Origin of the sequence: Knoellia sp. Soil729 (genome assembly GCF_001427985.1) — a bacterium.
Taxonomy (GTDB): domain Bacteria; phylum Actinomycetota; class Actinomycetes; order Actinomycetales; family Dermatophilaceae; genus Knoellia.
In genome coordinates this window covers 409,655-433,714 of record NZ_LMSA01000002.1, presented here as the reverse complement: position 1 = coordinate 433,714, position 24,060 = coordinate 409,655, and the positions used below count along the sequence as shown (strand labels likewise).

Sequence of the window (24,060 nt, the reverse complement as noted above, 5' to 3'; positions counted from 1 at the left end):
CCTAGGGAGTCGTGCGACCCGGCGCGAGGGCTTTGTCGGTGACGGCCGGTGCCGTGGCCGGCCCCACGAAGTGTCTCGCCAGCGGCAGCAGGGCCAGGACGAGAACCATCGGGACGGCATACCCGATCCGCAGGTTGCCGTTGCCGATCGCTCCGGTGAGGACGGCACCCAGGAGCGCACCGACGTAGTTGAACTGGTTGAAGCGGGCGATGACGGCGTCGACGCGAGCGCGATGGGTGGCGTCGTCGACCTCCGAGTCCCCGGTCTCGCCGGCGATGCGGGCGGCGGCGGAGAAGGCCAAGGGGGCGATGACGGCGACTCCCAGGCCCACGACGAAGAACCCCACGATGCCGACCTGCCACGTCGACCTCGGCGCGAAGACGATGACGACCAGGCCCAGGAAGGCCAGCATGCTGCCCGCGCGCACGACCGCCGTGGCGCCGAGGCGCGCCGTCAGCCCGTCGCCGAAGACCCGAGCGAGCAGGGTCGCCGCAAGGTAGGGCAGCGTGGCGAGTGCGAACATCGCGCTGTTGGTGGGTGGGTCGTCGAAGACGTGGGGGCTGCTGAGGTAGACCGGGCCCCACGCGGTCGCCGAGGTGTCGACCATGTAGAAGAGGATGAGCGCGACGCCGACGAGCAGGATGCGTGACCACGGGATCCCCAGCGGTTCGGTGGTGGCCGGCGCGACCACGGAAGCCAGCTCGCGCCGCAGCAGGGGAGCCGCCAGCACGGCCAGCGGCGCCACGACGAGCGTGGCCACCATCGCCGGGAAGCTCACCGGCACGAACGCGAGCCCGGTGGCGAGCAGCCCCCCGGCGGTCCAGGCGGCGTGGAAGGACGGCATCACCGGTCGGCCGAGCCGATGCTCCAGGGCGACCGCCTGCATGTTGCTCGCCGCATCGTTGCCGCCGAGGCCAAAGCCGTAGACGGCAACGCCTGCGGCGAAGACCGGCAGGGAACCGTCGCCGCGCACTCCCAGCGCGATGAGGACGAACCCCATGGCGATGACCGACAGGGCCAGTCGCAGCGTGCGCGCACTGTCGACCCGGCGGGCCAGGGCCTCGGCGACGACCGAGCCGGCACCCGCGCACAGCACGAGCATGAGCATGACGCCCGACAGCGCCAGCGCCGAGAGGCCGAGGAGGTCCTGCACGACGGGCAGCCGCAGGGTCAGCGTGATGAACAGCAGGCCCTGGACGAAGAAGGCGGCGCTGATCGCCAGCCGTGCGTGAGGGTTGGTCACGCCCCGACCGTAGACCCGTTGTCCTAGGCTGCCGGATCATGACGTTGCTGCGGGTGCGGATCGACCTGGCCTACGACGGCACCGACTTCTCGGGTTGGGCCGCGCAGCCGGGACGCCGGACCGTGGAGGGCGAGGTGTCATCGGCGCTCACGATGTTGCTCCGCGCGCCGGAACCGGTGCGCCTCACCGTTGCCGGGCGCACCGATGCCGGCGTGCACGCCCGCGGACAGGTCGCCCACGCTGATGTCGACCAGAGCCTGTATGCCGCCCTGCCCGGTCGGTCGGACCGCTCACCCGAGGAGTCGGCGAGGGCCCGCCTGTCCGGCATCCTGCCGCCGGACGTGGTGGTGCGATCGGTCGCGCGCGCAGCCGACGGCTTCGACGCGCGCTTCTCGGCGATGATGCGCCGCTACAGCTATCGCATCTGCGACCGTCCGGGGTTGCTCGACCCGCTGAGGCGTCGCGACACCGTGGTCCTCAAGGAGGAGCTGGACGTGGACGCGATGAACGCGGCCGCCGAGCACCTGGTGGGTCTGCACGACTTCGCTGCGTTCTGCAAGAAGCGCGAGGGTGCGACGACGGTGAGGACACTGCTGGACTACTCGTGGGAGCGCGCGTGGGACGGAACAGTCGTTGCCACGGTCGTCGCAGATGCCTTTTGCCACAGCATGGTTCGCGCACTCGTGGGATCGGTCGTCCCCGTCGGACTGGGCCGTGCGGAGGTCGGCTTCCCGCACCAGGTTCTGGGTGCGCGCGCGAGGGACCCACGGGTCAGGGTCATGCCCGCCCACGGTCTGTGCCTCGAGAAGGTGAGCTATCCGGCCGACAGCGGGCTCGCGGCCCGCGCCCACGAGGCCCGGGCCACCCGGTCCCTCGACGCGAAGGACTGACTCGACCTCGGGGTGAGTCAGGGCGCGATGGCCACGTTCTCGCCGCGCAGGTGCGCGCGGAAGCCGTCGGCCTCCACCGACACCGAGGTGAGTGCCATGCCCTGGGGGACGCCCTCCACGGTGTGGTGGATGGTCACGAGTCGCCGCACGATCGCTGACGCGGCCGAGTCCAGCCAGTCGGGTCCGTCGAGGTCGACCGTGTCGGGAGTGATGACGAGCTGCCCGTCGACGGCCTGCACCGCACCGGTGGCCCGGACCTCGACCTCACGGTTCAGGACGCTCACGCGACGTCGCAGCCCGGCCAGCCCGCCGCCCGCGGCATAGAGGGTGACGCCGTCGCCGATCTGTGAGGCAGCGGTCTCGAACGGCAGCACCGCGTCGATGTCCAGGCGCTCGGCGCGCAGGCCGTCCTTCGTAAGGGTCACGGCAGAGCCGGTTGCCGTGACGTCGCGCAGGCCACCGTCTCCGGTCACCACGTGCGCGCTCGTCAGGCGCGCGTCACCCAGCCACGTCTCACCCTTGGCGAGGTCCGTGGGGGCCGAGGGGCTCGGCGTCGCTCTGGCGGTCGCCGGACGGGTGACGTCCGTGTTCGAGCCCGGGCTGCCGACCGACCACACCAGGGCCACGACGGCGAGCACGAGCGCCACGAGCATCGAGACCGCACCGAGGAGGAACTGCTTCACCCACCCCATCCTGCCTCGTGTGCCCTACGCAGAGGTGCATGTCGGCCTCAGGCACAGAAGGCGAGGTTGGGATCTTGGAGATAGCCTTCTCTGCAGTCATCACAGCGGACAACGACGTCTCGCGGCGACCCTGGAGGAGCACCACATGCCCAGTCCACGACGTGTGTATGCCGTCACTGCCGGTGCCGCACTGGCCCTGACCCCGTTCCTGTCGGCGGCTGTTCCGGCTGCCGCCGAGACGACCTCGGTGGCGCTCGCGGGCTCGCTGCAGTCCGAGCTCGGCTGCTCCGGCGACTGGCAGCCCGAGTGCAGCGCAACGGAGCTCACGCGCGTGGGCAACAGCACGGCATACGCCCGGTCGTTCAGCCTCCCGGCTGGGAAGTACGAGTTCAAGATCGCGATCAACGACTCGTGGGACATCAACTACGGGGCGGGCGGTGCGTTGAACGGCTCGAACATCCCGCTCGTGCTCGAGGGGCCGGCGACGCTGGACTTCACCTACGACGACGTGACCCACCTCGTGAGCTTCATCCCCCGTGGGCTCGCCGGGGGCACCACGAGTGCCGACGGGAGGCTCGCGCAGAGCTCGCTGCGCTCGCCGCTGACCAAGGAGCGGTTCTACTTCCTCATGGCGGACCGCTTCGCCAACGGGCGCACGGACAACGACCGCGGCGGGCTCACCGGTGGGCCGCTCACGACCGGCTTCGACACGACGAACAAGGGCTTCTACCACGGTGGTGACCTGGCCGGCGTGACCAGCAAGCTCGACTACATCAAGGGGCTGGGCACCACCGCGATCTGGCTCACGCCGAGCTTCAAGAACAAGCCGGTGCAGGGCAAGCCGGGCGAGGAGAGCGCGGGCTACCACGGCTACTGGATCACCGACTTCACCCAGATCGACCCGCACCTGGGCACCAACGAGGAGATGAAGGCGCTCATCGACGCGGCGCACAAGAAGGGGATGAAGGTCTTCTTCGACATCATCACCAACCACACCGCCGACGTCATCGACTACCAGGGCGGCACCTACACCTACAAGTCCAAGAAGACCTCGCCCTACCGGGACGCCGACGGCACCGCGTTCGACGACCGCGACTACGTCAACAAGGCCTTCCCCGAGATGGACCCGGCGACGTCGTTCCCCTACATGCCGTTCTTCCACAAGGGCGACGAGGACGCCAAGACCCCGGCGTGGCTCAACAACCCGCTCATGTACCACAACCGCGGTGACTCCACCTTTGCCGGCGAGTCCTCGACGTATGGCGACTTCATCGGGCTCGACGACCTCTTCACCGAGCGGCCCGAGGTCGTCGACGGCATGGGCCAGATCTACAAGAAGTGGGTCGACTTCGGCATCGACGGCTTCCGCATCGACACCGTCAAGCACGTCAACCTCGAGTTTTGGCAGAAGTTCGTGCCCGACATCCTCGCCGAGGCCAAGGCCGTCAAAAACGACGACTTCTTCGCCTTCGGTGAGGTCTATGACGGCAACCCGGCGGTGATGTCCGAGTACACGACCCGCGGCACGCTGCAGGCGACCCTGGACTTCGGCTTCCAGCAGCAGGGCGTCGACTTCGCCAAGGGCAAGCCGGCCAACGTGCTCGCCGACTTCTTCGCCAAGGACGACTGGTACACCGATGCCGACAGCAACGCCTACCAGCTGCCGACCTTCCTCGGGAACCACGACATGGGCCGCGTCGCGATGTTCCTCAAGGAGGGGACCAAGCACGAGGCCGAGCACCTGGCCCGCGTGAAGTTCGCGGATTCCCTGATGTTCGCGACCCGCGGCAACCCGGTGACCTACTACGGCGACGAGCAGGGCTTCATCGGCACCGGTGGCGACCAGCTCGCCCGCGAGGACATGTTCGCCAGCAAGGTCGGCATCTACAACACCGAGGAGGTGCTCGCCGGTCCCGAGGGCTCCCGAGACCGCTTCGCCACCGACCACCCGCTCTATCAGCACATCAGCGCGCTGTCCAAGGTGCGGGCCAAGCACCCGGCGCTCGCCGACGGCGCCCAGGTCGCGCGCTTCGCCGCCGACGGCGACGGAATCTTCGCCGTCTCGCGCATCGACGCGAAGCAGAAGGTCGAGTACGTCGTCGCGGCCAACAACGCGACGACCCCGTCGTCGGCGACCTTCCCGACCTGGAGCAAGGGCAAGGGAGTCGTGTTCACGCCGGTCTCGGGCACGGACACCGCGGTCAAGCCCGCGGCGGACGGCTCGCTCACGGTGAAGGTCCCACCGCTCACCGTGAGCATCTGGCGGGCCAACAAGACGATCAGCACGACGGGTGCGGCCCCGACCGTCGAGGTGTCGACGCGTGACGCAGCTACGGTCGCAGGTCGCGCCGAGATCTCGGCCGACGTGTCCGCGAGCACGTTCGCGCAGACGACCTTCCTCTACCGGCCCGTCGGCACGACGCAGTGGCGCACCATCGGGACCGACGACAACGCTCCGTTCCGCGTCTTCCACGACGTTGCCGGTATGCCGCTCGGCTCGGTCCTCGAGTACCGCGCGGTCGTGCGTGACGCCGCCGGCCGCGTGGCGGCTGACGGGACCTGGGCATCGGTCGTCGCCGACGTGCCCCCGCCGGCGCCGGCCGAGATCGGCGACCCACCCGCGACCCAGCCGAGCACGGTCGGGGTCCCGGGCACGCACAACTCCGAGATGGGGTGCAGCAAGGACTGGGACGAGCTCTGCGACGCCTCGCAGCTCACGCTCGACCCCGCTGACCAGATCTGGAAGAAGGCGTTCACGCTGCCGGTCGGGCCGTACGCCTACAAGGCCGCGCTCGACAAGTCGTGGACCGAGAACTACGGCGCGAAGGGTGAGCGTGAGGGCGCCAACATCTCCTACGAGACCCTCGACGGCAAGGTGACGTTCTACTACGACCCCACGACGCACTGGGCCACCTCCGACGAGGAGGGTCCGATCATCACGGCGCCCGGCTCGTTCCAGTCCGAGCTCGGGTGCCCCGGCGACTGGGCGCCGGACTGCATGCGCCCGTGGCTGCAGGACAAGGACGGCGACGGCGTCTACAGCTGGGCGACGACCCGGATCCCGGCGGGCACGTGGCAGTTCAAGGTGGCGCACGGGCTGTCCTGGGACGAGAACTACGGCGACGGTGGGGTGTTCAAGGGCGGCGACATCACGGTGACCGTTCCCACGAACGGCGCGAAGACGTCCTTCACCTACGACTCGGCGACGCACCTCACGACCGTCACGAGCCAGTAGGCGGCCCCACCGAGCGACTGATTGCCCGTTTGGCCAGTGCTTCGCACTGGCCAAACGGGCAATCAGTCGGAGTTGGGGGAGGGGAAGTGGGGTGCGGTCAGGATGTGAGGACCTCCGGGGCCTGACGGGCGCGCTCCTGGCGGCGGGCCGGCAGGAAGCAGACGAAGCCCACCATGCTCACCAGGCCCGCCACGACCATCGCCGTGGCGATCGAGGTGGCTGCGGCCAGGACTCCGAGGAGGGGGCCGACGATGGCGCCTCCTCCCTGCATGGCGAGTGAGCCCATCGACAGGATGGTGGCGCGGTTCTTCGAGCTCGCCTCACGGTGCATGAGGCCCATGAAGGCCGGGCTGGCAGCGCCGTGCATCGTGTAGGTGAACAGGTAGGCCACGACGAGCGCTGCGGGGCCGAGCGTGAGGCCCATGGCGACGACGCCGAGGCCGTTGACCACCCGGCCCAGGATCGCCGCCCACACGAGGCCGAGCCGGTCGGCCAACCGCCCGCCGAGCCAGGAGCCGAAGGAGAACAGCGCCCAGCCTCCAGCGGCTGCCGGACCCATCCACACACCCGCGCGGGCCTCGGACCCCAGCAGCTCGGCCAGGCGCAGCGGCATGAGCGTCTCGTAGGCCATCATCCCGGTCACCCAGAACACCTCGACGAGGACGAGCGCGCGCAGGACCGAGTTGTGGGCGAGGAGTCGCAGCCCGTCGCCGATGGCGGCCGGGGTCTCGCGCACGGACGACGCGAGCCGGCCGCGCAGGCGCCCGTCGGTCCGAGGCGCCTCGCGCAGGAGGAACAGCGTGGCGACGAGGTGGACGACGCACAGGGTGACGAACACCTGGATGGGCAGCAGGAGCGCGCTGGACTCCTTGAAGGGGTGCCAGGCGACGAGTCCGCCGGAGACGAGGGCACCACCACCCATCCCCACGCCGACGAGCACGCCCTGGATCGACATGGCGCCGTGCACGTCGGCTCCAGGCTGACGTTCGTGGACCGTGTCGACGTACCACGCCTCGAGCGGGCCGGAGTCGAGCGCGCGATAGACACCCATGAGGCCGGCGGCGAGCGCGAAGGTCCAGAAGGAGTGGGCGAACATGAAGGCCAGGCCGGCCACGATGTTGACCACCCCGGCCGCCAGCAGCACGGGCTTGCGTCCGAGGACGTCGGCGAAGCCACTCGTGGGCAGCTCGAGCAGGAGCACCATGATGCCCTGGGCGGTCATGTAGAGCGTGATCTGCTCGACCGAGAGCCCGCGCTCGCGGGCCACGAGGGTGAAGATCCCGGCAACGAAGCCGACCGGGAGCCAGCGCGTCGTCGTCAGCAGGTAGAAGGTGCGCTGGGCGGCTGCGGGGGTCATGGTGCTCATTGGTCGTCTCCGCGCGGGATGCGGTCGAGGTCCAGGGGATAGATGACGCTGTAGACGGCGAGACGGCGTGCGGCCGGATTGCCCTGTCCCACACGGCGATAGCTGTCGATGAGGGCCGAGATCTCCGCCTTCATCTCCTCCAGCTGGGCCGGGGTCGCGATGACGTAGGAGTCGTTCATCCCTGCGGCGTCGCGCCAGGCCATCGGCCACGCCGCCTCGACGTCGAGCCACTTCTCGAACTGCTCGGCGAAGTGGCGGGTGTAGTCCCGCACGAGCCAGTTGAGTGCCGTCTCGGAGTCCTCGTCGCCGGCGAAGTCGCTGGGCTCCCACTGGTGGCTCTCGGTGGCGGCCCGCCACAGACGGCGCTTGCCCTCGCCCTCCTCGGTGTCGGCGACCAGGCCGACGGACTCGAGCTTGCGCAGGTGATAGCTCGTGGCGCCCGAGTTGGTGCCGAGGGAGGCGGCGAGGTCGGTCGCCGTCGCGGGGCCGCCGACGCGCAGCGCGGACAGCAGGCGTGAGCGCAGGGGATGCGCGAGCACCTTGAGCGCCGGTGCGTCGAGGCGCAGACCGGTGAGGCCGGGCGCGTTCTGGGGCTGTTGGGAAGGCATGGTGTGCACAATACCTGTGCACACTCTGTTTGCACAAGAGCTGTGTATGCCGTTCTGTGACCGCTATTCCTGCAGGTCAACCGCAGTTTCGGGTCGCCTTGACCGCGATTTGGGTGCCGGGGGGCTTCCTCCGTAAACTTGAGGACTGTTGTGCCGTGCGCCCTTGTTCAGGGTGGCCCGAGAGGATCGAGACCGGAAGGTTCGGACCCTGACGGGAGCACACGGCATACCCCTGAGGTCTGCATCGTCTCTCCGAGCGGCGGCCACAGGTTCATCCGACCCATTCACACGTTAGGCAATACCGTGCGTACGTTCACCCCGAAGCCGGGCGACATCACCCGCACGTGGCACATCATCGATGCCACGGACGTCGTGCTCGGTCGCCTCGCCGTCCAGACGGCGACGCTCCTGCGCGGCAAGCACAAGCCGACCTTCGCCCCCCACGTCGACGGTGGCGACTTCGTCATCATCATCAACGCCGACAAGGTCGCCCTCACCGGCGCCAAGGCCGAGCAGAAGCGCGCCTACCGCCACTCCGGGTTCCCGGGTGGCCTGCGTAGCCGCACCTATGTCGAGATGCTCGAGAAGTACCCCGAGAAGGCCGTCGAGAAGGCCGTTCGCGGCATGCTCCCGCGCACCACGCTGGGCCGTCAGCAGCTCACCAAGCTCAAGGTCTACGCAGGTTCCGAGCACCCCCACGCTGCTCAGCAGCCCAAGCCCTTCGAGATCACCCAGGTGGCCCAGTCATGAGCGAGAACATCACCGAAGCCACTGCGGCTGAGTTCGGCACCGACAGCGAGGACCAGGAGATCACCGAGTACACCTCGGAGTCCTCCGGTGACGTCGCCGGCGAGCCCACCCGTCGCCCCTCCGCCTCCGCGCCCGGGGCGGCCACCGGCCGTCGCAAGCAGGCCATCGCCCGCGTGCGCATCGTCCCCGGCACCGGCGAGTGGAAGGTCAACGGCCGCTCGCTCGAGGCCTACTTCCCCAACAAGGTCCACCAGCAGATCGTCAACGAGCCGTTCACGCTGCTCGAGCTCGACGGCGCCTACGACGTGCTCGTGCGCGTCCACGGTGGTGGCCCCTCCGGCCAGGCCGGCGCCGTGCGCCTGGGCGTGGCCCGTTCCCTCAACGGTGTCGACGAGGAGCTGAACCGTCCGGCACTCAAGAAGGCCGGCTTCCTCACCCGTGACGCCCGCGTCCCCGAGCGCAAGAAGGCTGGTCTCAAGAAGGCCCGCAAGGCGCCTCAGTACAGCAAGCGCTGATCCCTCTCCATGGGCGGACTCCTGCCCATCGAGACAAGACGAAGTCCCGCGTCGCGACCCCGCACGCGGGACTTCGTCTTCTCCCGCCCTGCCCTGGCCGGATGCTGGCTTCGGCCTCCCGGGGGTAGGTTGACTCGTCGGCCGTTTCGGCTGTCCCCGCGCGGGGATGCCGCGTCGCCCGACCCCACACGCACCACGAAAGGCACGGCCCACGCATGGCTCGACTGTTCGGGACCGACGGAGTCCGAGGACTCGCCAACGTCGACATCACTGCCGACCTCGCCCTGAGGCTCGCCATGTCGGCGGCCACCGTCCTCGGTCGCGAGGCCCGGGCAGCGGGGCGCAAACCCAAGGCCGTCGTGGGGCGCGACCCCCGAGCCTCGGGCGAGTTCCTCAGCGCGGCGGTCGTGGCCGGACTCGCGTCCGCCGGGGTCGACGTGCACGACGTGGGCGTCCTCCCGACCCCGGCCGTCGCGTTCCTGACGGCCGACATGGACGCCCACTTCGGCGTCATGCTCTCGGCCTCGCACAACGCCATGCCGGACAACGGGATCAAGTTCTTCGCGCTCGGTGGCCACAAGCTGCCTGACGCGCTCGAGGACGAGATCGCCGCGGGCCTGGACAGCCCGCCCGTGCTCCCCACGGGCGCCCAGGTCGGTCGGGTGCTGCAGAACCGCGCCGGTCAGGCCCGCTACGTCGCCCACCTGCTCGAGGCCCTGCCGAACCGCCTCGACGGACTCACGGTCGTCATCGACGGCGCCCACGGGGCCGCCTCGTCGGTCTCGCCCGAGGTCTTCCGCCTCGCCGGCGCCGAGGTCATCGAGATCGGCACCGAGCCCGATGGCCTCAACATCAACGACGGCTACGGCTCGACCCACCTCGACCACCTCAAGGACGCGGTCGTGCGCAAGGGGGCCCACCTCGGCATCGCGCACGACGGCGACGCCGACCGCTGCCTCGCGGTCGATGCCGAGGGCAACGAGGTCGACGGTGACCAGATCATGGGGATCCTCGCCGTCGACATGAAGTCGCGGGGCGCCCTGCACGAGGACACCCTCGTGGCCACCATCATGAGCAACCTCGGGCTGCTCCAGGCGATGAAGCGTGAGGGCATCACGGTCAAGCAGACCGCGGTGGGCGACCGCTACGTCCTCGAGGAGATGCGCAGGTCGGGGCACTCGCTCGGTGGCGAGCAGTCGGGCCACGTCATCATGCTCGAGCACGGGACGACCGGCGATGGCGTGCTGACCGGGCTGATGCTCGCGGCCCGCATGGTCGCGACCGGCCGCACCATCGCCGACCTCGGCACGGTCATGACCCACCTGCCCCAGGTCCTCATCAACGTCAAGGGCGTCGACAAGGCCCGCGTCGAGACCGACGAGGGGGTCCAGGCGGCGGTCGCCGACGCCGGGAGGCAGCTCGACGGCTCCGGCAGGGTGCTGCTGCGCAAGTCCGGCACCGAGCCCGTGGTGCGCGTCATGGTCGAGGCGGCCACCAAGGACGACGCCCAGCAGGTGGCCGACCGGCTCGTGTCCGTCGTCAAGGAGCGCCTCACCCTCTGACCGAGCCCTCCACCAAGCAGTCGAGAGTAGGCAAAGTCCCGCCTCCAGCAGCTGGAGGCGGGACTTCGTCTACTCTCGTCGGTTGTTCTAGCGCTCGGGGAACGCCGTGGGGTCCAGCGGCGGGGTGGCGCTCCTTGCGGTGGCCTCGGCGATGTGGCGCTTGCTGTATGCCGCGTCCTCGGCTCCCGGGTCGACGTGCGTGGGGTCGAGGACCCGTTGCAGGAAGGTCTTGGTGCGCTCCTCCTTGGGGTCACCGATGACCTGGTCGGGGGAGCCCTCCTCGACGATGTAGCCACCGTCCATGAAGATCACGCGGTCGGCCACGTCGCGCGCGAAGGCCATCTCGTGGGTGACAACGAACATCGTCATGCCCTCGGTGGCGAGGCGACGCATGACCGAGAGCACGTCACCGACGAGCTCGGGGTCCAGGGCGGAGGTCGGCTCGTCGAACAGCATGAGCTTGGGATCCATCGACAGGGCACGAGCGATCGCGACGCGCTGCTGCTGGCCGCCCGAGAGCTGGGCCGGGAAGGCGTCGGCCTTCTCGGACAGCCCGACCTTCTCGAGGTTCTCGCGAGCCGTGGCGCGCGCCTCGTCCTTGCTGCGCTTGAGCACGGTGGTCTGGGCGATGGTGCAGTTGTCGAGGGCCGACAGGTGCGGGAAGAGGTTGAACTGCTGGAAGACCATGCCCATGTTGCGGCGGATGCCGTCGATGTCGCAGTCCGGGTCGGTGACCTCGTCGCCGCCGACCTTGATCGAGCCGCTCGAGGGCTGCTCGAGGAGGTTGATGCAGCGCAGGAAGGTCGACTTGCCCGAGCCCGAGGGGCCGATGACACAGACGACCTCTCCCTGGCTGATGGTCGCGTTGAGGCCCCGAAGGACATGGTTGTCACCGAAGGACTTGTGCAGGTCGGTGACCTCGACGACGTGGGCGGTGCTGGCTGGTGCGGACATGAGGACTCAGCGCTCCTTCTTCTGGCGGGCTTCCATACGGCGCACGAGGATGGAGAGCGGGAGGGTGATGAGCAGGTAGCAGAATCCGGCAACGACGAGGGGGGTGAGGTTGGCGTTCGTGTTGGCCAGGCCGCGCCCATACTTGGTCAGCTCGTAGGCGGACCCGGAGAGTCCCAGGACGTAGACGAGTGAGGAGTCCTTGACGAGGAGGATGACCTCGTTCGTCAGGGGAGGGGTGATGATGCGGAACGCCTGCGGCAGGATGATCTTGCGAGTGGCGGCACCTGCAGGCATCCCGAGCGAGCGGGCCGCCTCGATCTGGCCCGGCGGAACCGCCTGGATTCCGGCCCGGATCGTTTCCGCCATGTAGGCCGAGGCCACGAGGCCCAGGGCAACCCAGACGGTCCCGTAGGGGTCGAAGGGGATGACCAGGCCCGCGAAGGCCAACGGCAGCAGTCCGAACGCGATGAACACGACGATCGCGGGCAGCCCACGGAAGAACTCGATCCAGATGCTGGCGATCCACCGGTAGGGCCCGACGGACGACAGGCGCATGAGGGCGAGCACCGTCCCGAGCAGCAGCCCGATGATGAAGGCCCCGGCGGTGTAGACGAGGGTGTTCTTGAACGCATTGGGCAGGCCCTCGGTGAAGGTTGCCTTGACCATGTCGGACCGGAAGAACACGTGTTGGATCTGGCCCCAGTCAGCCGCGAACGCGACCACGACGGCGATGGCGGCGAGGATGGCGTACTGCGCCCAACGGATGCGCTGGGCGCGCTTGCGTGGGGAGAGCTTCTTCTTCGGTGGCGCTTCAGCGGTGGTGCTCATCAGTTCTCCTGCCGACCGGCATGTCCGTGGTCATGGGCTCCCAACGCCGAGGGCGGCGGGCCGGTCGAAACCGTACCGCCGCCCCCGACGTTGCGGAAGGGTCACTTCTTCGGAGCGTCGACTCCGAACCACTTCTTGTAGATCGTGTTGTAGGTGCCGTCGGTCTGGGACGACTTGAGCACCTCGTTGGCGGTCTCGGCGAGCTTGGTGCCGTTGGGGTCGTTGATCTTGAACATCAGGCCGTACTGCTCGCCCGTGTCGAACTCCTTGACGACCGAGGTCGAGGGGTTGTCCTTGGCGTAGTCGAGGAGTGGGCCGTTGTCGTTGATCGCTGCGTCCACCCGGCCGGAGAGCACGCCGGCGAGCTGCGTCGGCAGGTCGTCGAAGACGACCACCTCGTATCCGTTGGCGTCCTTGTTCTTCTCGGCGAACTCCTGGCCGGTGGTGTCGGTCTGGACACCGATCTTCTTGCCCTTGAGGCTTGCCAGGTCGGTGACACCCCCGTCCTTCTTGGCGATGAGCGCCGCCGTGGCGTCGAAGTAGGGGTCGGAGAAGAGCACCGCCTTGGAGCGCTCCTCGTTGATGGTCGTCGCGCCGTAGCCCATGTCGCACTTCTTGGCGGCGAAGGCTGCGCCCGAGGTGATCGTGGCGAACTCGATGTCGACGACCTCCTGGGTGAGGCCGAGCTTCTTGGCGACGAGGTCCGTGAGGTCCTTGTCGAAGCCGACGACGTCAGCGCCTTCCTTGAACTCGAACGGCTTGTAGGAGAGGTGCGTGCAGGCCTTGAGCTTGCCTGACTCGATGGTGGTGACACCGCTGGCGTTCGTGGCCGCGGCGTCCCCGCCGTCGTCGCTGGAACCACAGGCGGCGAGCGCCAGGGTGGAGATGAGCGCGGCGGCAGCGAAGGTGCTGACGCGGCGGGGGCGTGAGGTGCTCACGGGTACTCCTTGTTCGGCTGTTGGCGTTGTCGATTCACGCCGACTGGCGCTGACCCTACCGAGCGACACCCGGCATACCCACGATTTTGTGGTGACGGTCCCCAATCGTGACCTCGTGAGGTCAGTCGGTGCGGTGCGCGGCGATGATCCGGGCGTACTCCTTGCCGGAGTCCTTGACCGTCCGCTCCTGGGTGTCGTAGTCGACGTACACGATGCCGAAGCGCTTGCTGTAGCCGAACGCCCACTCGAAGTTGTCCATGAGCGACCACGCGAAGTAGCCCCGGACGTCGGCTCCGTCGTCGATGGCACGCTTCACGGCGTCGAGGTGCCCGTGCAGGTATGCCGTGCGGTCCACATCGTGGACCGACTCACCCTCCGGGCCGGTCTCGATGACATCAGGCCAGGCCGAGCCGTTCTCGGTGACGTAGATCGGCAGCCCGGACTCCTGCGAAGAGCGCATGAGGATGTCGTGGTGGGCGTCGGCGTTGATCTCCCAGCCCATGGCGGTCAGTGGCGGGTGGGGTTCGGTCTCCTCCACGCCCTCGCCGCCCGGTAGCGGGTGGGTGGCTCCGTCGGTGTGCTTCACCCGAGTGGGGAAGTAGTTGTTGACGCCCAGGTTGTCCAGCGGTGCGCTCATGACCTCGAGGTCGCCGTCGTGGATGTAGGCGTGGTCGGTGAGGTGGGCGGTGTTCTCGAGGAGGGTGGGCGGGTAGGCGCCGTGGAACAGCGGTCCGAAGAAGATGCCGTTGAGGACGTCGTCGGCGCGCTGCATGGCGTCGAGGTCGGCGTCGGTCGGGTCGTCCGGACCGATGACCTGGGTCGGGTTGAGGGTGATGGACACCTCGGCGTCCGGGCAGGCCTCACGGATGACGGGCACAGCAGTGCCGTGGGCCAGCATGAGGTGGTGCGCCGAGACAAGACCTTCGACGCGGTCGGTGTGGCCGGGCGCGTGGTGGCCGAGCGAGTAGCTGAGCAGCGACGAGCACCACGGCTCGTTGAGGGTCGTCCAGTTCTTGACGCGGTCACCCAGGGCGCCGACGACGGCCCCCGTGTACTCGGCGAACCAGTCCTTGATGTCCCGGTTGAGCCACCCGCCCTGGTCGCCGAGCGCCTGAGGAAGATCCCAGTGGTAGAGCGTCACGAAGGGACGGATCCCCCTGTCCAGCAACGTGTCCACCAGCCGTGAGTAGAAGTCGAGCCCCTTGGTGTTCACCGCTCCGGTGCCGGTCGGGATGACACGGGGCCAGGCGATGGAGAAGCGGTAGGCGTCGAGGCCCAGCTCCTTCATGAGCGCGACGTCCTGCGGCATGCGGTGGTAGTGGTCACACGCGACCTCGCCGGACTCACCCCCGAGGACCTTGCCGGGCTCGGCGCAGAAGGTGTCCCAGATGGAGGGCAGGCGCCCGTCCTCGGCCACTGCGCCCTCGATCTGGTAGCTCGCGGTCGCCGCGCCCCAGAGGAAGCTGTCGGGAAAGGTCGTCTCGAACGTCATGCCCCCAACGTAGTGCGGGACACCATCGTGCGGCAGGGTGTTGCCATGCCCCACGAATCCATCACCACGCCCCTCTATGTCACTGCCGCCACCGCCAAGGGCGGCCGCCAGGGACACGTCACGAGTGAGGACGGGGTCCTCGACCTCGCCCTCGGGAAGCCGGGGAGCAAGGCCAACCCCAAGGCCAACCCCGAGACCCTGTTCGCGGCCGGCTACGCAGCCTGCTTCGGCAACGCCCTCAACAGCATCGCCACCGCGCAGGGCCTCGACACCAGCGAGTCCACGGTGACGGCCGCCGTCACCCTCGGTCACACGGACTCCGGGGTGGGTATCGCCGTCACCCTCGACGTGCTGGTCCCCGGCATCGAGGAAGCCACGGCACAGGAGCTGGTCGACGCGGCCCACGCCGCCTGCCCCTACTCCAAGGCGACGCGCGGCAACATCGACGTCGACATCACGGTCCGGACGGCCTGAGCCATGGCAGCCGTCACGATCATCGGGGGTCACGGCAAGATCGCCCTGCGGTTGGCCCGCCAGCTCTCCGACAAGGGTCACGAGGTGACCTCGTGGATCCGCAAGGCAGAGCAGGGCTCCGACGTGGAGGAGACCGGTGCCACGCCAGCCGTCTTCGACGTCGAGACCATGTCGACGCAACAGATGAGCGAGTCCTTCGCGGGAGCCGACGTCGTCGTGTGGTCCGCAGGTGCGGGTGGCGGCAGCCCCGAGCGCACGGTTGCTGTCGACCGTGAGGCTGCGATCCGGTCGATGGACGCGGCAGTCGCTGCCGGGGTCTCGCGCTACGTCATGGTCTCCTACTTCGGGGCAGGCCCGGATCACGGTGTGCCGCAGGACAACGCGTTCTTCACCTATGCCCAGGCCAAGACCGATGCCGATGCCCACCTGCGCGACACGTCACTCGACTGGACGATCCTCGCGCCGAGCACGCTCACCGACGACGCGGGCACGGGCGCGATCGAGACGGGCGACGGCGTGACGGCCGGGCACGTGGCGCGCGACGACGTGGCGACCGTTGCGGCCTACGTCATCGACCACGCCGACTTCGCCCGGACGACGATCCAGTTCAACAACGGCGAGACGCCGATCAGGCTGGCGCTGGACGCGATCGTCTGACCTGGTCGACCAGCACCTCGTCGCCGACGTGGACCTCCCCGGTGCCGTCGGGGATGAGGTGGATGGCGAACCAGGTGGCTCCGTCCCAGCGCCGGTGACGGGCCAGGGTGCGGATCGGTTCCTTGCCGGTCTCGAGGTCCGCGAGGTCGATGGTTGTCATGACGCAGCGGTCGACCGGCTTCGCGACCCGGAAGCTCACCCCGCCCAGCCGCACCCTCGACCAGCTGTCCTCGACGAACGCCTCGAGGTCGCCGTCGATGACGACATTGGGCCGGAAGCGCTCCATCGGCAGGGGAGGGGGCGCCTCGTCACCACGCTCGACCGCGCCCTGCGCGATCCACTCGTTGAGCCGGGCCAGCGAGGCCCGGCTGGCGAGCGTCACCGGATAACCATCGGCGTATGCCGTGTGGTCGCCTTCTGCGCTGAAGTCCGGGTTGAGCGCCCGGGCAGTCGGGTCTGGACAACGCACCAGCCGTAGCCCGGAGCGACCCACCACCGTGCTGACCCACTCGTCGGCCTCGCGTGAGACCAGAGAACCACTGAGGTCGTGGCGGTGCAGCCGCACCGAGATCTCGGGCCCCGGGGCTGAGCTGACGAGAAGGTCGTCGACATCCGGGGCATGTAGGCGAAGGCCACGTGTCATATCCGAACTGGTCTCAGCCGTGTCGGGGACTATGGAGAAGAGGCGGTGCTCCTCACGGGCCGAGACGAGCTTCCCGTCGGAGTCGACGACCATCCACCGACGATCCCCGGCGAACCCGGCCCGCTCCACCGTGGCGACCTCCACGGGCCGGATGGCGCAGCTCTTGACGGGGTGCAGGTTCAGCCCGACGACGCGTGATGTCGACATGAGTCAGGTACCCCTCGTGGTGCGGAACAGAAGGTCGAGCGCAGGGCGATGCGCGCGTTCGCGACGAATGAGCGACTGAGCGTGCGTCGCCGTGCGCTTGACCGTCACCGACAGCTCACGCGCGTTCGCGACTAAGGAGCGACTGAGCGCGCATCGTCGTCCGGCCGACCGTGCGGCCGACCTTCACCGACAGCTCACACGCGGCGGTCGAGCGTGCCGGTGTCCACGTTGTAGAGGAAGCCACCGACTGCGACCGATTCGGGGATGAGCGGGTGGGACTTCACGGCGGCGACGTCGGCCTTGAGCGCTGCCTCTTGGTCGGGCACGACGTGGAAGCCGATCCATGACGCGTCGACACCGGCCTTCTCGGTGATGACCTCGCGCAGCTCGGCCTCGGACATCTGCGTCATCGCGCACTTCGTGTGCGGGACGATGAGGATGCGGTTGACGTTGAGCAGGTGCACGCCGAGGACGAGCGCCTCGAGGGCTGCCGCCGTGACGCGACCACCGGGGTTGCGGAAGATCTTGGCGTCACCGGGGGAGAGGCCGAGCATGCCCAGCGGGTCGATGCGGGAGTCCATGCAGGTGATGAGGGCGACACCACGCTGGGCGATGCCGTCGAAGCCGCCGAGCGCGAAGTTGGCGGCGAAGGCCTCGTTGGCCTCAAGCAGGTCATCGAATCCGGGTGTTGCAGAGGAGTTCTCGCTCATAGCAGTCCTGTTCTCTTGGGGATGGTCATGGCCAGCGGCTTGGTCACCGAAGCGAAGAAGTCGTTGCCCTTGTCGTCGACGACGATGAAGGCCGGGAAGTTCTCGACCTCGATCTTCCAGATGGCTTCCATGCCGAGCTCGGCGTACTCGAGCACCTCGACACTCTTGATGCAGTCCTGGGCGAGGCGGGCGGCAGGGCCGCCGATGGAGCCGAGGTAGAACCCGCCGTGTCGTGGGAAGGGTGTCGAGGTACTTGGCGCTCGCGTACTTCGCTGTCTTGAGGGCGAACTCGGCGCTCGTGCCACCAATGACGATGGCCAGGTGGTAGGGCGGGCAGGCGGCAGTGCCCAGCCCGCGGAGCTCCTCGTCGAGGAAGCGCATCATCGCCGCCTCGTTGAGGACGGCCTTGGTCTCCTGGAAGAGGAACGACTTGTTGGCGCTGCCGCCGCCCTTGGCCATGAAGAGAAACCTGTACGTGCTCTCGTGCCCGGGCGCGGTGTCGGCATAGAGCTCGATCTGGGCCGGCAGGTTGGAGCCGGTGTTCTTCTCGTCCCACATCGTCACGGGCGCCATCTGCGAGTAGCGCAGGTTGAGGCGCGTGTAGGCGTCGTGGATGCCGTGGCTCAGCGCCTTCTCATCAACTCCCTGCGTGAGGACGTGCTGGCCGCGCTTGCCCATGACGATCGCGGTGCCGGTGTCCTGGCACATCGGCAGGACCCCACCGGCGGCGATGTTGGGGTTCTTGAGCAGGTCGAGCGCGACGAACTTGTCATTGTTGCTGGCCTCGGGGTCGTCGAGGATGTTGCGCAGCTGCTGCAGGTGGGCGGGACGCAGGTAGTGGGCGATGTCGTGCATCGCCGTCTCGCTGAGCAGGCGCAGGGCGTCGGGGGCGACCGAGAGGAACTGGCGCCCTCCAGGACCGTCGAGGACCTCGACGCCGTCGGTGGTGAGGAGCCGGTATGCCGTGTCGTCACTGCCGATCGGCAGGAGGTCCTCGTACGCGAACTCGGTCACGTCGTTCAGAGCTCCTCACGCGTGGGGGCGTAGGCGCCGGCGTGGCCGACCGTGACGGCACTCGTTGCCAGGGCGCGGTCCACCGAGCTCGAGACCACGTCGAGGGAAGCGGTGCTGAGGCGTTGGCGGGCCTGCGCGTCACCGAGGAGGCCGGCGTCGAGCAGTCCGGAGACGAGCCCCGCCATGAACGAGTCTCCGGCGCCGACGGTGTCGGCGACCCGGTCAGCCGTGGCGCGCGCCTCGGCGACCTCACCGGTGGCCGCGACCCGATAGGTCACACCGGCGCCGCCACGGGTGATGACGACGAGGCCCGGGCCGAGCCGTTCCCACGCGGCCATGACCTCGGGCAGCGACTGACCGGGATACAGCCAGGCGACGTCGTCGTCGCTGGCCTTGACCACGTCACTGAGCGCGATGAGCTCCTCGACCCGTGGCCGGACCTCGTCGGCGCTGCCCATGATGGTCGGCCGCACGTTGGGGTCGTAGGAGGTCGTGGCGTGCTCACGGGCGTCGACCAGCGTCTGCGTGACGACAGCTGCTCCCGGCGTCATGGTCGCGGCGATCGAACCGGTGTGCACGTGGGCGGCAGCGTCGAGGTCGGTCACCGGGCGCAGGTCCCAGTGGAGGTCGAACTCGTAGGACGCGGCGCCCACGTCGTCGATCACGGCGAGCGCGGTGGAGGTCGGATGGCCCCCGGCGTCGAGGTTGTCGATGGTGACACCGTTGCGGGTGATCTGCTCGCGGCAACGGACGCCGTGCGGGTCCTCGCCGAGGGTGGTGGCGAGGACCGTGTCGTGCCCCAGGCGCGCGATGCCCATGGCGACGTTCGCCGGCGAGCCACCGACGTGCTCGGCGACGGAGCTGTCGGGGGACTGGACGATGTCGACGAGCGTCTCGCCGACGACGAGCACGCGCGGGCCGGTGCCGGGGTGGGTCGCCATCACGCGTTGCTCAGCGGGAGGCCGGCGGTCCGGTCGAGGACGTGGTGGCTCTCGATGACCCGGACGGTGCCCGACTTGCTGCGCATGACGATCGAGTTGGTCGTCGCGCGGCCGCGGGAGTAGCGCACGCCCTGCAGGAGCTCACCATCGGTGATGCCCGTGGCGACGAAGAAGCAGTTGTCAGAGGTGACGAGGTCCTCGGTCGTGAGCACGCGGTCCAGGTCGTGGCCGGCATCGAGCGCCTTCTGCTTCTCGTCGTCGTCCTGGGGCCAGAGCCGTCCCTGGATCACTCCGCCCAGGCACTTGATCGCGCAGGCCGTGATGATGCCCTCGGGGGTGCCGCCGACACCGAGGAGGAGGTCGATGCCGGTCGTCTCGCGGGCCGCGGAGATCGCACCGGCGACGTCGCCGTCGGAGATGAGCTTGATGCGGGCACCGCTGGCGCGCACCTCGTCGGCGAGCTTCTCGTGGCGCGGCCGGTCGAGCATGACGACGGTGACGTCCTCGGGCCGCTGCTTCTTGGCCTTGGCGATGCGCCGGACGTTCTCGCCGGCGGGGAGGCGGATGTCCACGACGTCGGCGACCTCGGGGCCCGCGACGAGCTTGTCCATGTAGAACACGGCGCTCGGGTCGTACATCGTCCCGCGGTCACTCACGGCCATGACCGCGATGGCGTTGGGCATGCCCTTGGCGGCCAAGGTGGTGCCGTCGATGGGGTCCACGGCCACGTCGACCTCGGGACCGGTGCCGTCGCCCACCTGCTCACCGTTGAAGAGCATGGGGGCGTTGTCCTTCTCGCCCTCACCGATGACGACGGTGCCGCGCATCTCGACGGTGGAGATGAGGGCGCGCATGGCCTCGACGGCGGCGCCGTCGGCGCGGTTCTTGTCGCCTCGCCCCACCCAGCGGCCACCGGCCATCGCGGCGGCCTCGGTGACCCGGACGAGCTCGAGCGCGAGGTTGCGGTCGGGGACGTTCGCGGACGGGGCGTCGGGCATGGGGAACCTGTCTTCCTTGACGGGGCGCGGTGGGCGGATCGGCTGAGGACCCTGCGATCCTGACTCTAGCGCCGACCCGATACGTGGACTCGTGGGGTCATCAGGGACGATGGAGGGGTGAGCGAAGCGCCGGCCAAGAGCCGATACTCGATGGGATCCGCACCCAACATGGTGCGGTCCCTCCTCGTGATCGGCGCCCTCATGGCGCTCATCTGGTTCATGACGCCGCGCGTCAACACCCTCGGCGGCCCGGTGGTCGATGTCCACGGCACGGCGCTGACCGTCGCCAAGGACAGCGGCTGGCCGATCTCGGAAGCGGTCGACCTGCCGCAGGACTGGAAGACGACGAGCGCGCGCTACGTCAAGGGGACCGACGGGCTGCTGACGTGGCACGCGGGATACCAGGCCCCGTCAGGCAACTACGTCGCGGTCGAGCAGACGCGTGACGCCACCCGCGGGTGGGTGGAGGCGCAGACCAACCGGGCCCGGCGCACGGGTGAGCTGCAGATCGGCGGCACCACGTGGATCAAGTACGAGCGCGGCGGCAAGGTCCAGAACAGCCTGGTGGACCGTCGCACCGACCCCGGGGAGCTGACGACCCTGCTCACCGGGACCGCCACGTTCGAGGAGATGACCTTCGTCGCCGAGCACCTCGGGCCGGTCAAGCCCTGAGGTCGCGGGTGGCTACTCGCTGAGCCTGGCCTCGGCCTCGTCGAGCCACTGGGCGCAGTGCGCCGCCAGCGCCTCGCCGCGCTGCCACAGCCCCATGCTGTCCTCGAGACCGACCTGACCGTTCTCGAGGCGGGCCACGATGTCGACGAGCTCGTCGCGGGCGGCCTCGTAGCTGAGGTCGGCCACGTCGGCGTTGGTGCCGTCCGTGGACGGCACCTCGGCGCCCGACGTCCGGTCCTGCGCGGGCTCGGGCTGCGGTGTCTCCTTGGCCATGCCGAGCACCCTAACCCTCGGTGCGGACACCGAAGTCGCCGCGAGCCACTGTCACGTGCAGCAGCTCCTTGATGCTCAGGTCGGCCGGGTCGTGCACGACCGCCCCGTCGACGCGTTGCACGATCGCGTAGCCACGGTCGAGCGTCGACTGCGGTGAGAGCGTGCGCACCTGGGCTCGCAAGTGGCCGACGTGGTCATGGTGGCGGTGCAGCTGGGCCTGCACCCGGTGGCGTGCTCGTGACCTCAGGGCCGTGACGACGTCGCGCTGCACTCGCACGAAGGCGGCGGGGTCGGCCAGCACCGGGCGTGAGCGCAGCTCGACGAGGCGTCGGCGCTCATGGTGCAGCCGTGCCTCGAGGGCTCGGCGCCCACGGGTGCGGGCTGCCACGACGAGCTGGTGCTCCCGTTCGGCGTCCGGGACGATCGCCTTGGCCGCATCGGTCGGGGTCGATGCCCGGTGGTCGGCGACGAGGTCGAGCAGGGGAGAGTCGACGTCGTGCCCGATGGCGCTCACCACGGGCGTGCGCGCGGCCGCCACGGCTCGCAGCATCGCCTCGTTGCTGAAGGGCAGCAGGTCCTCGACGTTGCCGCCTCCCCGGGCGATGACGATGACGTCGACGTCCGGTATGCCGTCCAGCTCGGCGAGTGCCGCCGTCACCTCCGTGACGGCGACCGATCCCTGCACGGCCACCTGCCGGATCTCGAACTGGGCGGTGGGCCAGCGGCGCCGGGAGTTCTCGACGACGTCCTTCTCGGCCGCGCTGGCCCGCCCGCAGATCAGGCCGATGCGTCGTGGAAGGAAGGGCAGCGCTCGCTTGCGGTCGGCGTCGAAGAGTCCCTCGCTCGCGAGGTTGCGCTTGAGGTACTCGATCCGGGCGAGGAGCTCGCCCACGCCCACGGGACGGATCTGCCGACCGTCGAGCATGAGGCTGCCGCGCTGGGTCCAGAACGTCGGCTTGGCCTGCACGACGACGCGCGCCCCCTCGGCCAGGGGTGCGGCCATCGCGTCGAGGGCGTTGACCTGGATGGCGACGGACAGCGACATGTCGACGTCCGGGTCGCGCAGGGTGAGGTAGGCGGTGCGCGCCCCCGGCCGGCGGTTGAGCTGGACGACCTGCCCCTCGACCCACAGCACCGACATCTTGTCGACGTACTCCGCGATCTTCATCGAGAGCAGCCGGACCGGCCAGGGCTGCTCGGCCGTGGTGTCACCGGCCCGCTCGGGAAGCACCTCGGGAGACATGGGCACAGCGTAGGTGCGGCCACCGACGCACGGTGCGGACGGCATACAGGGGGTGTCCGGGCGCCCACGTAGAATGAGAGGCATGACCGCCACGACTGACCAGGCCACCAAACGCGTGCTGCTCGCCGCGCCGCGCGGCTACTGCGCCGGCGTCGACCGGGCCGTCGTCACCGTCGAGAAGGCCCTCGACCTCTATGGGGCGCCGGTCTACGTCCGCAAGGAGATCGTCCACAACAAGCACGTCGTGACCACCCTCGAGAAGCGCGGCGCGATCTTTGTGGAGGAGACCGACGAGGTACCCGAGGGCGCGACCGTCATCTTCTCGGCGCACGGTGTCGCCCCGGTCGTGCACGAGGAGGCCAAGGCGCTCAACCTCAAGACGATCGACGCGACCTGCCCGCTCGTGACCAAGGTGCACCGTGAGGCCGTCCGCTTCGCCAGCGACGACTACGACATCCTCCTCATCGGCCACGAGGGTCACGAGGAGGTCGTCGGCACCGCTGGTGAGGCTCCCGAGCACATCACCCTCGTCGACGGGCCCGACGACGTCGTCAACGTCGAGGTTCGCGACCCGGACAAGGTCGTGTGGCTCTCGCAGACCACGCTGTCGGTCGACGAGACGATGGAGACGGTGCGCCGGCTGCGCGAGAAGTTCCCGCTGCTGCAGGACCCGCCCAGTGACGACATCTGCTACGCCACCCAGAACCGCCAGCTCGCGGTCAAGCACATGGCTCCCGACTGCGACCTCATGATCGTCGTGGGATCGCGCAACTCCTCGAACTCGGTGCGCCTCGTCGAGGTCGCCCTCGAGCACGGGTCCAAGGCCGGCCACCTCGTCGACTACGCCGAGGAGATCGACGCGTCCTGGCTCGACGGCGTCACGACGGTCGGTGTGACCTCCGGCGCGTCAGTGCCCGAGATCCTCGTGCGCGGCGTGCTGGACTACCTCGTCGAGCACGGCTACGAGGACGTGCGACCCGTCGTCGCGGCAGAGGAGTCGCTGATGTTCTCGCTGCCCAACGAGATCCGTCGTGACCTCAAGGCCGCGGGTCTGTCCGACAAGATGCGTCACGACGGAGCGTTTGCCGAGACGGGCTCCCTCCACTGAGCCCGCAGCGAAGCGGCGGCGGGGAGACGGGGCAGGACACAGCGACGGAGCTCGAA

23 protein-coding genes and 1 pseudogene are annotated in these 24,060 nt (G+C 69.0%); 9 read left to right on the top strand and 15 right to left on the bottom strand.

The genetic code is table 11. From position 1 onward, the window contains the following. Position 1 precedes the first annotated feature (1 nt). Positions 2–1,243, bottom strand: coding sequence for a hypothetical protein (locus ASG74_RS06950; protein WP_056140674.1), 1,242 nt, complete (start codon positions 1,241–1,243; stop codon positions 2–4). A 38-nt stretch (positions 1,244–1,281) separates the two neighbouring features. Between ASG74_RS06950 and truA the strand changes: the two genes are divergently transcribed. Next, positions 1,282–2,133, top strand: a complete 852-nt coding sequence (gene truA, locus ASG74_RS06945; protein ID WP_056140673.1) for a tRNA pseudouridine(38-40) synthase TruA — start codon at positions 1,282–1,284, stop codon at positions 2,131–2,133. A gap of 17 nt (positions 2,134–2,150) precedes the next feature. Here truA and ASG74_RS06940 read toward each other — a convergent pair whose 3' ends face one another. Next, positions 2,151–2,816 carry an LmeA family phospholipid-binding protein gene (locus ASG74_RS06940; protein WP_162252788.1) on the bottom strand — a complete coding sequence of 222 codons (666 nt, stop codon included), beginning with the start codon at positions 2,814–2,816 and terminating at the stop codon, positions 2,151–2,153. Positions 2,817–2,961: 145 nt separating this feature from the next. Here ASG74_RS06940 and ASG74_RS06935 point away from each other — a divergent pair, with 145 nt between their 5' ends. Beyond that, complete coding sequence (locus ASG74_RS06935; protein ID WP_082569578.1) at positions 2,962–6,051, top strand: pullulanase X25 domain-containing protein; 3,090 nt, start codon at positions 2,962–2,964, stop codon at positions 6,049–6,051. Positions 6,052–6,148: 97 nt separating this feature from the next. Here the strand turns inward: ASG74_RS06935 and ASG74_RS06930 are convergent, their stop codons facing one another. Continuing rightward, positions 6,149–7,417 carry an MFS transporter gene (locus ASG74_RS06930; protein WP_056140663.1) on the bottom strand — a complete coding sequence of 423 codons (1,269 nt, stop codon included), beginning with the start codon at positions 7,415–7,417 and terminating at the stop codon, positions 6,149–6,151. Continuing rightward, entirely contained in the window at positions 7,414–8,025 is a 612-nt protein-coding gene (locus ASG74_RS06925) for an ArsR/SmtB family transcription factor (protein WP_056140659.1), read from the bottom strand. The genes ASG74_RS06930 and ASG74_RS06925 overlap by 4 nt, the downstream gene beginning before the upstream one ends. A 303-nt stretch (positions 8,026–8,328) precedes the next feature. Between ASG74_RS06925 and rplM the strand changes: the two genes are divergently transcribed. The 3 genes from rplM to glmM all read left to right on the top strand — a co-directional run bounded on the left by rplM (position 8,329) and on the right by glmM (position 10,852). Beyond that, positions 8,329–8,775, top strand: a complete 447-nt coding sequence (rplM, locus tag ASG74_RS06920; RefSeq protein ID WP_056140656.1) for a 50S ribosomal protein L13 — start codon at positions 8,329–8,331, stop codon at positions 8,773–8,775. After that, positions 8,772–9,290 (top strand): 30S ribosomal protein S9, encoded by a 519-nt coding sequence (gene rpsI / locus ASG74_RS06915; protein WP_056140653.1) that lies wholly within the window; start codon positions 8,772–8,774, stop codon positions 9,288–9,290. Before rplM ends, rpsI begins: the two co-directional genes overlap by 4 nt. Positions 9,291–9,505: 215 nt before the next feature. Beyond that, positions 9,506–10,852 (top strand): phosphoglucosamine mutase, encoded by a 1,347-nt coding sequence (glmM, locus tag ASG74_RS06910; protein WP_056140650.1) that lies wholly within the window; start codon positions 9,506–9,508, stop codon positions 10,850–10,852. An 87-nt stretch (positions 10,853–10,939) separates the two neighbouring features. Here the strand turns inward: glmM and ASG74_RS06905 are convergent, their stop codons facing one another. The 4 genes from ASG74_RS06905 to ASG74_RS06890 form a co-directional block, all read right to left on the bottom strand. Then, on the bottom strand, positions 10,940–11,806 hold the full coding sequence (locus ASG74_RS06905; protein ID WP_056140647.1) for an amino acid ABC transporter ATP-binding protein: 867 nt from the start codon (positions 11,804–11,806) through the stop codon (positions 10,940–10,942). A gap of 6 nt (positions 11,807–11,812) precedes the next feature. After that, on the bottom strand, positions 11,813–12,634 hold the full coding sequence (locus tag ASG74_RS06900) for an amino acid ABC transporter permease (protein ID WP_082569577.1): 822 nt from the start codon (positions 12,632–12,634) through the stop codon (positions 11,813–11,815). 101 nt (positions 12,635–12,735) lie between these two features. After that, a complete protein-coding gene (locus tag ASG74_RS06895; protein WP_056140644.1) occupies positions 12,736–13,572 on the bottom strand; it encodes an ABC transporter substrate-binding protein in 837 nt (278 codons plus the stop codon). 121 nt (positions 13,573–13,693) lie between these two features. Beyond that, complete coding sequence (locus ASG74_RS06890) at positions 13,694–15,064, bottom strand: GH1 family beta-glucosidase (RefSeq protein WP_056140643.1); 1,371 nt, start codon at positions 15,062–15,064, stop codon at positions 13,694–13,696. Positions 15,065–15,109: 45 nt separating this feature from the next. Here ASG74_RS06890 and ASG74_RS06885 point away from each other — a divergent pair, with 45 nt between their 5' ends. Then, a complete protein-coding gene (locus ASG74_RS06885; RefSeq protein ID WP_056143269.1) occupies positions 15,110–15,538 on the top strand; it encodes an Ohr family peroxiredoxin in 429 nt (142 codons plus the stop codon). Positions 15,539–15,541: 3 nt separating this feature from the next. Next, positions 15,542–16,195: an SDR family oxidoreductase gene (locus tag ASG74_RS06880; RefSeq protein WP_056140639.1), complete on the top strand. Its 654-nt coding sequence runs from the start codon at positions 15,542–15,544 to the stop codon at positions 16,193–16,195. Here the strand turns inward: ASG74_RS06880 and ASG74_RS06875 are convergent. The 5 genes and pseudogenes from ASG74_RS06875 to glpX form a co-directional block, all read right to left on the bottom strand. Beyond that, positions 16,167–17,045 carry an MOSC domain-containing protein gene (locus ASG74_RS06875; protein WP_056140636.1) on the bottom strand — a complete coding sequence of 293 codons (879 nt, stop codon included), beginning with the start codon at positions 17,043–17,045 and terminating at the stop codon, positions 16,167–16,169. The genes ASG74_RS06880 and ASG74_RS06875 overlap by 29 nt on opposite strands. A gap of 194 nt (positions 17,046–17,239) precedes the next feature. Continuing rightward, the gene (locus ASG74_RS06870) at positions 17,240–17,755 is read right to left on the bottom strand and encodes a beta-class carbonic anhydrase (protein ID WP_056140633.1); all 516 of its coding nucleotides are present in this window, start codon (positions 17,753–17,755) and stop codon (positions 17,240–17,242) included. Further along, a pseudogene (locus tag ASG74_RS06865) lies at positions 17,752–18,769 on the bottom strand (fumarate hydratase). The gene ASG74_RS06870 and the pseudogene ASG74_RS06865 overlap by 4 nt, the downstream one beginning before the upstream one ends. A 5-nt stretch (positions 18,770–18,774) precedes the next feature. Continuing rightward, positions 18,775–19,710, bottom strand: coding sequence for a carbohydrate kinase family protein (locus ASG74_RS06860; RefSeq protein WP_056143266.1), 936 nt, complete (start codon positions 19,708–19,710; stop codon positions 18,775–18,777). Then, the gene (glpX, locus tag ASG74_RS06855; protein ID WP_056140630.1) at positions 19,710–20,708 is read right to left on the bottom strand and encodes a class II fructose-bisphosphatase; all 999 of its coding nucleotides are present in this window, start codon (positions 20,706–20,708) and stop codon (positions 19,710–19,712) included. The genes ASG74_RS06860 and glpX overlap by 1 nt, the downstream gene beginning before the upstream one ends. 117 nt (positions 20,709–20,825) lie before the next feature. On the opposite strand from glpX, the gene ASG74_RS06850 reads away from it, so the two are divergent. After that, complete coding sequence (locus ASG74_RS06850) at positions 20,826–21,380, top strand: DUF4245 domain-containing protein (protein ID WP_235498849.1); 555 nt, start codon at positions 20,826–20,828, stop codon at positions 21,378–21,380. A gap of 12 nt (positions 21,381–21,392) precedes the next feature. Here the strand turns inward: ASG74_RS06850 and ASG74_RS06845 are convergent, their stop codons facing one another. Continuing rightward, complete coding sequence (locus ASG74_RS06845) at positions 21,393–21,653, bottom strand: exodeoxyribonuclease VII small subunit (RefSeq protein WP_056143260.1); 261 nt, start codon at positions 21,651–21,653, stop codon at positions 21,393–21,395. Positions 21,654–21,663: 10 nt separating this feature from the next. Next, on the bottom strand, positions 21,664–22,896 hold the full coding sequence (gene xseA, locus ASG74_RS06840; protein ID WP_056143257.1) for an exodeoxyribonuclease VII large subunit: 1,233 nt from the start codon (positions 22,894–22,896) through the stop codon (positions 21,664–21,666). Positions 22,897–22,978: 82 nt separating this feature from the next. On the opposite strand from xseA, the gene ASG74_RS06835 reads away from it, so the two are divergent. Then, a complete protein-coding gene (locus ASG74_RS06835) occupies positions 22,979–24,004 on the top strand; it encodes a 4-hydroxy-3-methylbut-2-enyl diphosphate reductase (protein WP_056140629.1) in 1,026 nt (341 codons plus the stop codon). Positions 24,005–24,060: the final 56 nt, after the last annotated feature.